This is a genomic window from Wenyingzhuangia sp. IMCC45533, from assembly GCF_054111225.1.
Genome location: NZ_CM134197.1, coordinates 2454348 through 2466427 on the forward strand (window position 1 = coordinate 2454348; position 12080 = coordinate 2466427).

The 12080-nt window shown below is 32.9% G+C and carries 8 protein-coding genes; 4 read left to right on the plus strand and 4 right to left on the minus strand.

The annotated features are described in order from the left end of the window. Positions 1 to 9: 9 nt before the first annotated feature. The 3 genes from ACXGQW_RS10935 to recJ all read left to right on the plus strand — a co-directional run bounded on the left by ACXGQW_RS10935 (position 10) and on the right by recJ (position 2700). The gene (locus ACXGQW_RS10935; RefSeq protein WP_457822822.1) at positions 10 to 255 is read left to right on the plus strand and encodes a hypothetical protein; all 246 of its coding nucleotides are present in this window, start codon (positions 10 to 12) and stop codon (positions 253 to 255) included. A gap of 6 nt (positions 256 to 261) precedes the next feature. Further along, positions 262 to 903 carry an O-methyltransferase gene (locus tag ACXGQW_RS10940; protein WP_457822824.1) on the plus strand — a complete coding sequence of 214 codons (642 nt, stop codon included), beginning with the start codon at positions 262 to 264 and terminating at the stop codon, positions 901 to 903. A gap of 78 nt (positions 904 to 981) precedes the next feature. Then, positions 982 to 2700, plus strand: a complete 1719-nt coding sequence (recJ, locus tag ACXGQW_RS10945) for a single-stranded-DNA-specific exonuclease RecJ (protein ID WP_457822826.1) — start codon at positions 982 to 984, stop codon at positions 2698 to 2700. Here recJ and ACXGQW_RS10950 read toward each other — a convergent pair. Further along, on the minus strand, positions 2690 to 6358 hold the full coding sequence (locus ACXGQW_RS10950) for a metallophosphoesterase (RefSeq protein WP_457822828.1): 3669 nt from the start codon (positions 6356 to 6358) through the stop codon (positions 2690 to 2692). The genes recJ and ACXGQW_RS10950 overlap by 11 nt on opposite strands. A gap of 73 nt (positions 6359 to 6431) precedes the next feature. On the opposite strand from ACXGQW_RS10950, the gene ACXGQW_RS10955 reads away from it, so the two are divergent. Next, the gene (locus tag ACXGQW_RS10955; protein ID WP_457822830.1) at positions 6432 to 7631 is read left to right on the plus strand and encodes a Pycsar system effector family protein; all 1200 of its coding nucleotides are present in this window, start codon (positions 6432 to 6434) and stop codon (positions 7629 to 7631) included. Here the strand turns inward: ACXGQW_RS10955 and ACXGQW_RS10960 are convergent, their stop codons facing one another. From ACXGQW_RS10960 to ACXGQW_RS10970, 3 genes are all read right to left on the minus strand, one after another. Then, positions 7632 to 10004 (minus strand): GAF domain-containing protein, encoded by a 2373-nt coding sequence (locus ACXGQW_RS10960; RefSeq protein WP_457822832.1) that lies wholly within the window; start codon positions 10002 to 10004, stop codon positions 7632 to 7634. 74 nt (positions 10005 to 10078) lie between these two features. Then, positions 10079 to 11398, minus strand: a complete 1320-nt coding sequence (gene der, locus ACXGQW_RS10965; protein WP_457822834.1) for a ribosome biogenesis GTPase Der — start codon at positions 11396 to 11398, stop codon at positions 10079 to 10081. A 53-nt stretch (positions 11399 to 11451) separates the two neighbouring features. Beyond that, positions 11452 to 12033, minus strand: coding sequence for a Crp/Fnr family transcriptional regulator (locus ACXGQW_RS10970; RefSeq protein ID WP_457822836.1), 582 nt, complete (start codon positions 12031 to 12033; stop codon positions 11452 to 11454). Between the last annotated feature and the right edge of the window lie 47 nt (positions 12034 to 12080).

The following is a 12080-nucleotide window of genomic DNA, read 5'->3' on the forward strand; positions in this document are numbered from 1 at the left end:
ATGGGAAATATGAAAATTACATGTGAAGAGGCTACAACTATTTGTACTAAAACACAATACGGAGAAGCAACTTTGGTAGAGAAAATAAAGTTAAATATGCACTTTATGTACTGTAAAGTGTGTAGATTATTTACAAAGCAAAATGCACAATTAACAGGGATGTGTGCTTCGATAAAACCTAAAAATGAAGGTTTTAGCATGTCCGAAGCAGACAAATTGAGATTAAAAGAGCAAATTAAAGAATTTGAACAATAGCATTTTATGCATTTTTTACCTGAAGCTATAGATGAGTATGCCGTTAGCCATTCGCAAAAAGAACCAAAACTTTTAGAAGCGCTGAATACAGAAACTTGGCAAACTGTACTAAACCCTAGAATGTTAAGCGGTACTTACCAAGGCAGAGTTTTATCAATGATTGCCAAATTGGTCAATCCTAAAAATATTTTGGAAATAGGTACTTATACAGGATACTCTGCACTTTGCATGTGTGAAGGGATGCGATCTAACGGTAGTTTGCATACGATTGATAGAAATGAAGAGTTGTACGATTTACAGAGAAAATACTTTAACCTATCTGAATTCGGTTCTCAAATACACCAACACATAGGAAATGCCACAGATATTTTACCTACCATAGATAAAAAGTTTGATTTGGTTTTTATTGATGCAGACAAAGCCAATTATTCGAATTATTTTGATTTAATTATCAATAAAATGAATTCTGGTGGAGTTATCTTATCAGATAATGTTCTTTGGAGTGGTAAGATTGTGGAAGGGGTAGATGATAACGACAGAGATACTAGAGAACTTATTATTTATAATAAAAAAATAAACGAAGACTCTAGGGTTGAAACGGTATTGCTACCTATCAGAGATGGGTTAACCATTTCTAGAGTAAAATAATAGTCACCATAAATGTTGATAGATTGCACAACTATGTTATAAATTCGCAATACACAGAGTTTATATGTAATTATCAATATGCGTTGGATCAATAGAGATGCCCCTAATAAGCAAGTAGTTAAAAACTTATCTAAAGAACTAGGAATAGATAAGGTTTTGGCTACTTTATTAGTTCAGAGAGGTATCGATACTTTTGACAAAGCCAAAGATTTTTTTAGACCTAGTTTAGATCAACTGCACGATCCCTTCTTAATGAAAGACATGCAGCTAGCAGTCGATAGAATTATACAAGCTATTGATGACGAGGAAACTATAATGGTTTATGGAGATTACGACGTAGATGGAACTACAGCCGTCGCACTAATGTCCTCTTATTTACTAACACTTTATCCTAATGTAGTTACATATATTCCTGACAGATATAAAGAAGGGTACGGCATCTCGTATGCAGGAATAGATTTCGCAGAAGACAATAACATTTCGTTAATCATAGCATTGGATTGTGGTATCAAAGCAATTGATAAGATTGGTTATGCTAATCAAAAAAATATAGATTTTATTATTTGCGATCACCACAGGCCTGGAAAACAAGTCCCCCAAGCCGTTGCTGTATTAGATCCTAAACAGAAAGATTGTTTTTATCCTTTTGATGAGTTATCTGGTTGTGGAGTAGGGTTCAAACTAGCACAAGCAATTACTCACACTTTAGAGAACCCTTTTGAGGATTTGATACCTTATTTAGATTTGCTAGCCGTTAGTATTGCTGCTGATATTGTTCCTATGAATGGCGAAAACAGAATTTTAGCTTATCATGGTTTACAAGTTATAAATAGCAATCCACGTCCAGGAATAAAAGCAATCATCGATCAAGTAAACAAAGATAGATTGACGATTACCGATGTGGTTTTTATCATTGCCCCAAGAATTAATGCTGCTGGAAGAATGAAACAAGGAATACATGCAGTTGAGCTAATGACGGAAAAAGATGTAAATGTGGCTAAGCAATTTGCATCAGAAATCAATCAATATAACAATGATAGAAAAGAGTTAGATAAAAAAATAACCGATGAAGCTTTACAACAAATTAGAGAAAATAATGAAGAGCAAAATAGCACGACAGTTGTTTATAGTGAAACTTGGCATAAAGGTGTTATTGGTATTGTGGCTTCAAGATTAATAGAAACGTATTACAAACCTACCTTAGTTTTTACAAAAAGTGGCGATAAACTCGCTGCCTCAGCAAGATCTGTCAAAGGATTTGATGTTTATAATGCTTTAGAAGCGTGTTCAGAACACATTGAACAGTTTGGGGGGCATAAATATGCAGCAGGATTGACTTTGTTGCCCGAAAAATATAAAGATTTTAAAGCTGCGTTTGAAAAAGCAGTTAAACAAACCTTGCCGATAGCGTTAACTTCTCCTGAAATTACGATTGATGCTGAAGTCGAATTAGCAGACTTAACACCAAAGTTTTATAGAATTTTATCGCAATTTGCTCCCTTTGGACCTGCGAATATGAAGCCTGTATTTAAAGCTACAGACTTAAGAGATAACGGATATGGTAAGCGTATTGGTAAAGTAGAAATCGAAAACGATTTGCCTAAACATTTACGATTGAATATTGTTTACGGTGCCGATAAAAAAACGTACAATGCAATAGGTTTTAATATGGGAAACCAGCTAAAAGAACTTCAAAATAACGAGTCATTTGAAGCTGCTTTTACATTAGAAGAAAATAACTGGAATGGTTATAGTTCTTTACAATTGATGTTAAAAGATTTAAAAATTACCAGTTAACACCCACACCAAAAGTAAACCTCAACCCTTCTTCACTATTAAACAAGTTTAAATTAGCTTTGGTAACTCCTGGTATACTCAACCAAAAACTTCCACCGTAAGCGGTATGCCATTTATTGGAGGTTTCATTAGGAGACCAAACTCTACCATAGTCAAACCCAGCAGAAACTCCATATGTTACAGGTAGTATAGGTGTTCTTGTTTTTTTTATAGTGTATCTTAAGTCGGTATTTTGGCTGTAAGCAGTTTTACCAGCAAAACGTTCGTTTCTAAAACCTCTCAATCCATTATCTCCACCTACAAAGGCAGATTGATACAATTGAAACTCATCTGCAAAGTTAAATTGGCTTCTAAATTTACTAGCAACAACCCACCTCTTACTACTACTGATAGGTTGAATAAATCCTGTACTAGCCTTGATAAAAAATAGAGAAGACTCGCTAGTAATATTGTAATCCCAGCCAGAATTTAGATAAAACTGAAATCCAAGACTAGGCAGCGTATTGCTGTCATAGTTTTCATAATTTAAGTTGGTGTTCAATCCAATAAACTGCTGTGATCCAAAAAAATCGTTGAATTGATCGTTTAGGAATCTACCCTCAGTTTCTTCAATTTCATAAATTTTATAAGGTATGCTTACATTAAAAATAGCTCCTCTTGCATTAGACCATACAAATCCAGGTTCAATTTTTTTAATTTCTGTTTTAACTCTATTGTAATCAAATCCCCTAGAGTCGTCTGTGTTCTTTGTATTGTTACCAAAACCAAAAAAGTTATTGCTAAAATTAGAACTGGTAAAGCGTGTATTGATAAAGAAATTCCATTTATTGATATAAGTGGCAAACTCACTAGCATGTTTAATATCAAAACCATTAGTTACGCTAAAGTATTTAATATTGATGCTGTGTTTGTTAGTGAATGGCTGTTGGTTATAACCGTAATTGCTAATACTAATACTAGCTCCAATGCTAATTTCATCGTCAGGATTGTAGGAAACTAGTGGTAACATGGTTTTTGAATGATCCTTAATCTTTCTAAAATGATAAACGTTTTTGCTGTATTGGTTGGTTAAATGTTTTCTAAATTTTCCATCGAATTTATTTTTTTTGCTTTTAAAATCGTGAACACTAATATTTTTTGAGTCTTTAACATTATATTCATCCTCATCTTGTCCTCCAATTAATCTAATTTTGGGACTTTTTTTAGAAACATTCTCAACTTTGTAGATGTCGTCATCATCTAAACCATATACCCATATTTCTTTGGTGTTTTTATTGTTAAATTTTTTAGTGAAATGTAATTTATCCTTTTTGCCGTCTTTAAGATTGTATACGTTAACAGTGGTGATTTTCTCATCCGAGGAAATTTCGAATAAATTGTCCTTATCGGTCCCTTTTACAATAGCAAATTTTTCCATAATTTCTCTATACTGACTAGCAATATCCGGTGCATGGTCTCTACGATATTTAAGGCTCTGCTTTATTTTTTCTGTTTTGTTGTTTTGAACACTTTTAGGAAGTTTATCAAACGCATTGTCTATAATTTCATCAGTTAAATTTTCTTTGATGAACAATGCTTGTTTATCCCATAAGCTATATTCGCTTTCTTGCAAAAGAGAAATGTCGATAGGGTAGGGTTCATCATTAAACTTAAAGATATTTCTCATTTTTTTATCATAAGTCTGCATCAATTTTATAGGATCCACTAGTGAGGTAAGCGTAGTCAAAACAGCTCCATCATAACTAGAAAAAGCTTGATCTCTATCTCTAGGAATAGGTCTAAACGTTTTCTGCTTTCCGTTTTTAAATACAGCCCATCTCCATTGATCAACATGTCTATCCCAGTCTCCAATAATCATGTCAAACAATCTAGCAGTTACATAACTCTCCTCGTCTAACTTGTTTTGCTTGTTTTCTCTTAATTCTTTTAACAAGTCATCGGTGCTAATAATATCGTCTGGACTTCCAAAAGAGTTCAAATCAACGTGTCCGTCCTCAGGTCTTTCTTCTATCATATACAAAGCATCTCCAAATTCATCATTGTGCGGTGAGATTGCATTTTGCTTGGGAACATAAAAAAGCTTGGGATTGGTGTGATAGATACCCAAAGGGTCCGATAAATCTCCTACTATAAAGGGAGTATAAGGGTGGGCACTTGTGTAAAAATCATACAGGAGATCTTCAGTTAAAGTGTTTTTCATTTTATCTGCAATGTAATCTTTCTTAAAAGCAACAGTCTGTAAAAACCTTACGGCACTCTTTTTTAATGCTCTCATCACATATTGCTTCCCTTCGGGGTTCACAAACCGTAAAGACTTTGATTGATGTCCACCTCCTTTTTTCACCAATTTTAGGCCTCCATATAGCGTGTCTAAAGAAACAGTTTTAGCTTCTATAGGTGTACTGTAGGCATTCCTGTAATGTTCTCCCCATAATGCTTTGTAGGCTTTGCTTTTATCTGTTCTATCTTTAGAATAAATAGTAGCTTTCTTGGTAGAACCGATGTTTGAAATATCGTAATTTTTATCCTTTTTTTCTACTTCTTTGCGGAACACAACAGTTTTAAATACTGTTTCATCATTACTAATAAATGTAGCTACCACCTGCTCGTCATCGTAAATACTAAGTTTAACATAACCATTCTGTCCGTAGCTAAAACCTTTAGCATCATTTAAAAATGTAGGAGATTGTTTAGATCCCGAACCACTTACGATTTGAGGAATTCCTTGATTGAACAAATATTGTAGGTTATGGTCGTGACCAGAAACAAACATAATCCTTTCGTGTTCTTTGGCTAAGGTAGTAACTCTCTTTACCAACTCATTGTAATTGTAACCCTGTATATCTTGAGTATTTAATCCGCTAGTTTTTCGTATGGTTTGAATAACAGTCCCTAAACCAGGAAGAGGCACTTTGTTGCCTATAGGGTAAAGATGGCTTTTTAGAGATATAGCTCCTCCGTGCGTTCCTCTACTTACGGTGGGGTGGTGCATGGCTATCAAAGTAATTTTGCTCTGACTTTTATTGATGAGTCCTTCCAACTCTATAAAAAACTTCTCACGAGTTTTTATCTCATCACATTTGTCGTTAATTTCTGGGTGCTTGTCCCAGTCGGTGATGTACCATTGTGAGTCGATAAAAATAACATCTACTTTGGAGTTTAAGTGCACTACTTTTAATGGGCAACCATTTTCTGGCAAAAAAGTGTTTTTACCAATGGTTTTTTCTATAAATTTTTCCTGTTCTTTAAGCCCTTTTAAACCTTTCATCCAATCGTGATTACCAGGAATAAAAAACTTTTGCCCCTTATAATTTTTCAAAATATCTGTTTGAGCCGTCAGTTTATTCAAACCATCAGTTTGCCTTCTTCCCTTTTTAGGAGACAATCCAGCGGGGTAAACATTATCACCCAAGAAAATAACACTGCTGTTTTCACCCTCACTTGCCAGTTTTTGTTTTAGACTTTGAAAGGTTTGATTACTATTGGGACTACCACCGGCATCACCAATTAAATAAATATTACTAATTTCAGTACCCTCATCTTTAACAGAACTCCAATTTTTAAATTGTTCTGATATTTGCTTTTCGTATGTAGCACAGCCAATTAGGGTTAATAGAATGCTTAGATTAAGCGTATATTTAAAATAAAGTAATTTCATTTTTATTTGATATAATGATAATCTAAAAGTAAAGTTATTTTTAATAAATTTGATAAAAACCTTTCAAATATATATGAAGTCTCCCATTGTAGAATCTGCTGAGTTATACGTTGTAAATTATCTAAAGAAAAATTTACCAGCAGGCACCATTTACCATAGTATTTCTCATGCACAACACGTAGTTGATGCGGTTAAAACTTTAATAAAAGAAGAGGGGGTTTCTGATCAAGATGCAGAGTCTGTTTTAGTGGCAGCGTGGTTTCACGATATTGGTTATACTGAAGGGAGTGAAAACCACGAGGAGATCAGTGCCAAGCACGTAATCTCTTTTTTAGAGAATCACGAAGTATCTAAGGAACAAGTTGACAAAATTGTGGGTTGCATTAGAGCAACTCAAATGCCTCAAACTCCCCAAAATCTTATTGAAAAGATTATTTGTGATGCCGATTTGTATCACGTAGCTACTACTTCTTTTGAGAAAGACAGCAAACTATTAAGAGCGGAATGGGAGCTTTTAGAGGGAAGGACAATGACTGATTTGGAATGGTATCAGTGCAATTCTGATTTTTTAAGAACTCATAAGTTTTATACAGATTTTGCTTACAAACATTGGAGTGAAATGAAATCTGTAAACTTGCTAGCCAATGAAAAGCTTTTAAAGGAGAAAATTAGTAAGGAAGACAAGAAACTTAAAAAACAAATTGCAAAAAAAAATGCACTTAAAGCAGATAAAACTATTGAAACTATGTATAGGGTTACGCTTCGTAACCATATAAAATTAAGCGATATTGCAGATGCAAAAGCCAATATTTTGTTGAGTGTGAATGCTATTATATTATCATTAGCGCTGTCTAATCTATTTCCAAAATTAGATAAAATAGATAACCATTACCTAATAGCTCCAACCATTATATTTTTATTAACTGCAGTGATATCAATCATCTTTGCTATTTTATCTACTAGACCTAAAGTAACTTCTGGAACTTTTACCAAAAAAGATGTTGAAGATAAGAAAGTCAATTTATTGTTTTTTGGAAACTTTTATAAAATGCCTCTAGAAGATTTTGACGAAGGAATTTTTACTTTAATAGATGATAAGGAATATTTGTACAAATCTTTAAATAAAGATTTATACTTTTTGGGGGTAGTTTTAGCTAGAAAGTATAAGTTGCTTAGGCTAACTTACACCATATTTATGGCAGGAATTATTATTTCTGTAGTTGCTTTTGGAGTTGCGTTTTACAACTTAGAGCTAACTGTACCAGGGGTTTAATTAAACCCCTATGTTTTTTGTTACCTCAGCAAGATGATCAAAAGAGACCATTTCTTTATTTCTATTGTAGTTGATGCTTACTCTGATGGCTTTTAGTCCAGAAACCCCTTGCAAATCCTCAATATCTACATATTCTATTTCAGAAGTAAAATAGTCTTGGTCGGTTAAGTAGTTAATGTATTTAATGTATTCTTCCAAATCATGCTCGTGAGTGTAAACAATGGCTATTTTACCTGGCTGTGTTAGACGCTCCTCAGTACCTTTTATATAAGCTTTGTCAATTCTTTTCTTTATAATTTCATATCTAATGTTGTAGGCACCATCTACATCAAATTTTTTCTCATCCATTCTAAACTTAATATCTAGTGGCAGAGAATGTATCAAAATTAGAGAAGTTACCTTTAAACTGATTTCTGTAAAACTAAAATCAACTTTTTTGGCAATATATTCCAACTCACATTGCTGTTGTAACTGCCATAGTTTAAGATTTTTGATATACAGCGGATGAAGACTTTTGACATTAGTGATACTCTCTCCAATATACATATTGTAATCTACCCCATCTGTTTTAAATCTCTCGTAATAATGAGGATAGAAAGCTTGTGCTTGCTTTTGAGCTTTGTCTAAATGCTTTGCTAAACTAGAATTTAAATGAGTTATAAAGTCTTCGTAAGCCTTACGTTTTTTGTAGACAATATTCAAATTCGGATCTATTTCCGAGTTATAGTCAATAATAACGCTTCTTAAAGAAGGAGTATTTTCTTTAATGTGCTCGAGAACTGGATAAATATCACGTTTAAATAAATCTGTGATTTGAAGCTCGTCAGTAGTTTTAATCCCCTCTTGTATGGATTCTAAACGATTGTGTAATCTATAGATAATTTCCTTATAGACAGGTAAAGGTTCCTGATGATATATGTCTTTAAAAAGATCAATAGTTTTAGACAATTGATACTCTAAATCTTGCTGAATTGCTGTATTTCTTGCCACTGAAGATCCTTGAACGTCGCATTGTCCGTAAAGAGGATAAACGTTTTTAAAAGAAATACTCTTTAGTTTAGCGTTATAATTATGACTAGAAATATACTCGTCAGCAGCGTTGTAAAACTTCCATTTTACACTAGGGTGAATTGTAGTGTAATTCTCCTGTATAACAGTTTCTAGCAAATTGTGTCTTTCATCAATAGCCCTTGAAACAGTTATAGATAATACAGAAATAATATCCTTTAACTTGTTTGCGTTGATTGAATTTAACTCGTATTTACGTGGTGAACCAAGTTCCAATATTGCAGAGAAATCATTATTCAAGTCAATAGGAACAAGAATGATACTTTGCAAATTGTTTTGAGCAACGGTTTTATAAAATTTGTTGTCACCAGATTGCTGTTTATACTGTTCCAAATCAGGAATTGCAGTAATTAGAGAAGAGTTGAAAACTCTATTCACAATACTACTACAAAAATGAGTTTCGGGATTGTTACAAATATCTTTGGCAATTAAGCTGTGTTCTTCGTTATGTCTAATAAAGTTACTGTGTGCTCCTTTATTTTTGTTATAAATAGAAATTCCCAGCTTTAAATCCTTAAGGTTAAAAAGTTTTCTTATTTGAGATTCAAGTTGTTCCAAACTATCAATATTTCTTTTGATAAAGGTGTTTTTTATCTTAGAAATGGTTTCGTCTTGGGTTACATCAATGAGATTAATCATTCCAAAACCTTTAAAAATATATGAGTTTGGAGGAAATTTCTCCTTCCAAATATCGATGTTGTCAAAATTACTAAGCAGTATTTTGATATCTTCATCGGTAATATCTGGAGCTTTATCTGTTTTTATAATAGTTCCAAAATCTGTATTATACAATGCTCTGTAACTTTTGATATTACCAGATTTAAGATCGGGAATGTCGTAAAAAAAAGGTCTCTTGAAATCGATATGATAATCATAAAGAAAAGATAAAATGTACAGACATGTCATGATGTACATATTAGAATTTTCAAAATTTCTAATATCAAAAACGTAGTCCTCACCGGCGTTATCAATAATTGCTTTGAATCTTTTGGACAACATAAAAGAGGTCATATCAAAAGGGATAGAAGCTGCTTTTATTTCGTTGCTCTGCAACAGGTCTGGAAACAAAATAGATAATAACTTATTTATTTGTTTGTCGTATGTATGCAACAAAGAAAAATCAGTAAATCCCTCTCTTAGAACAGGATGCTGATTCATCTCTTTCAGTATTTTATTTGCTGAATCAAAAAAAATACTGTCTCTATTTAAAGACTGTTCTTCTAAGTACGTGTATATCTTTTCAAAGCTAACATGTATTTGAATAGGTAATTCTTTATTACTGATAGGACTTTTTAATATGTACATAGTCAATAAATTAGCAATTATAAGGCAAGATATAAACAATAAATTGCTTTAACAATGGTATTTTAATCAATTAATTATTTTTGTCTAAAATAAATAGTGATAGGAACTCCATTAAAATCGTATATTTCACGCATTTTATTCTCTAGAAAACGTTTATACGGATCTCTAATATATTGAGGTAAATTAGCGAAAAAAGCGAACTGCGGAGTAGGTGTAGGCAATTGCATACAGTATTTAATCTTAATGTATTTACCTTTTACTGCTGGAGGAGGATAGCTTTCTATAACCGCTAACATGGTTTCATTCAACTTACTGGTAGCAATTTTGTTACTTCTGCTTTTATGTACGTTTACAGCTGTTTCTAAAGCTTTTAACAATCGTTGTTTGGTGATAGTTGATGTGAATACAATAGGTACGTCTGTAAAGGGTTCAATTTCTTTACGTACCATTTCTTCACATTTTTTCATGGTATTGGTTTCTTTATCTAACAAGTCCCATTTGTTAACTAGAATAACAATTCCTTTTCTGTTTTTTTGTGCCAACCAAAAAATATTTTGATCTTGTCCTTCAAAACCTCTGGTAGCATCAATCATCAATATAGCTACATCACAATGCTCAATAGCTCTTACGGCCCTCATTACAGAGTAAAATTCTATATCTTCTTTAACTTTGGATTTCTTTCTAATACCAGCAGTATCAACCAATTTAAAATCAAATCCGAACTTGTTATAAGTGGTGTCAATGGTGTCTCTTGTGGTACCCGCTATATCGGTAACAATATTTCTATCTTTACCAACCAAGGCATTGATAAAAGATGATTTTCCTGCGTTGGGTCTTCCTACAACAGCAAACTTAGGCAGCTCATCTTGTAAATTAGTATGGTCTTCTTCTTCAGAAATGTCAGGCATCTCCTTTACTAAAGCATCTAATAATTCTCCTGTACCACTTCCGTTGATAGATGAAATGGAATAATATTCTCCTAAGCCTAGGTTGTAAAATTCAAAAGCATCATTCTCTCGCATTGCATTGTCAACTTTGTTGACAGCTAGAAAAACAGGTTTTTTACTTTTTCTTAAGAGTTTAGAAACTGCCTCGTCTAACGGAGAAATACCAGTGGTAACATCTACAACAAAAACAATAATATCGCATTCTTCTAATGCCAATACAACTTGTTTTCTTATTTCATCTTCAAAAATATCATCAGAACCTTCAACATATCCACCAGTATCTATAAGGGAAAATTCTTTACCATTCCAATCTCCTTTACCATAATGTCTATCTCTAGTAACCCCGCTTACATCATCAACAATAGCTTCTCTACGTTGAATTAATCTGTTAAATAAAGTAGATTTTCCTACGTTAGGTCTTCCTACAATTGCTATGATGCTATTCATAATCTTTATAAAATTTGTGCAAAGATACGCAAAATGTGTAGGAAGATTATCTTCTATTTCTCTTTTAAATTTTTCTTTACTCTACTTAAAGATTCTGGTTTAACACCAAGATAACTGGCAATGTGGTAAAGAGGAACTCTATCTAGTATTTTGGATTTCTTTAGAACGAACTCCGTGTACAAGTCTTCAATAGTCATTGTTTTTTTAATCTCTTCCTTTTCTAACAACTTGGCATAGCTATTTAAGTATAAGTTCAGAGTGGCTTTTGTGTATACGGGACATTTTTCAAAAATAGTATGATAAGCTTCTTTACTTAAGCTTATAGTTTCTGTCTTCTCTAATGCTTGTGCACTTGTTCTTGATGAAAGGTTGTTTAGTATTTGATGATACTCTCCAATCCACCAATCTTCAAAAGCAAAAAAACGATTGTATTCTTTTTGCTTAGCGTCTTTGATAAAAACTCTAACACATCCTTTTTGAATGTAATGAACGCAAAGGTCATTGTCTCCTTCGTTAAAGAGAAATTCTTTTTTTTTATATTTTTTGACTTCTGCTAAACTAGTGATGATGTCGATTTCATTTTTGGGTAGTTCAACACCTCTGGTTTGATAGTATTTGACAATGTTACTAAGCATTATAATTAGGGGGCTTTGGTGGGTTATTGCTTGGTTTAAATATCAGT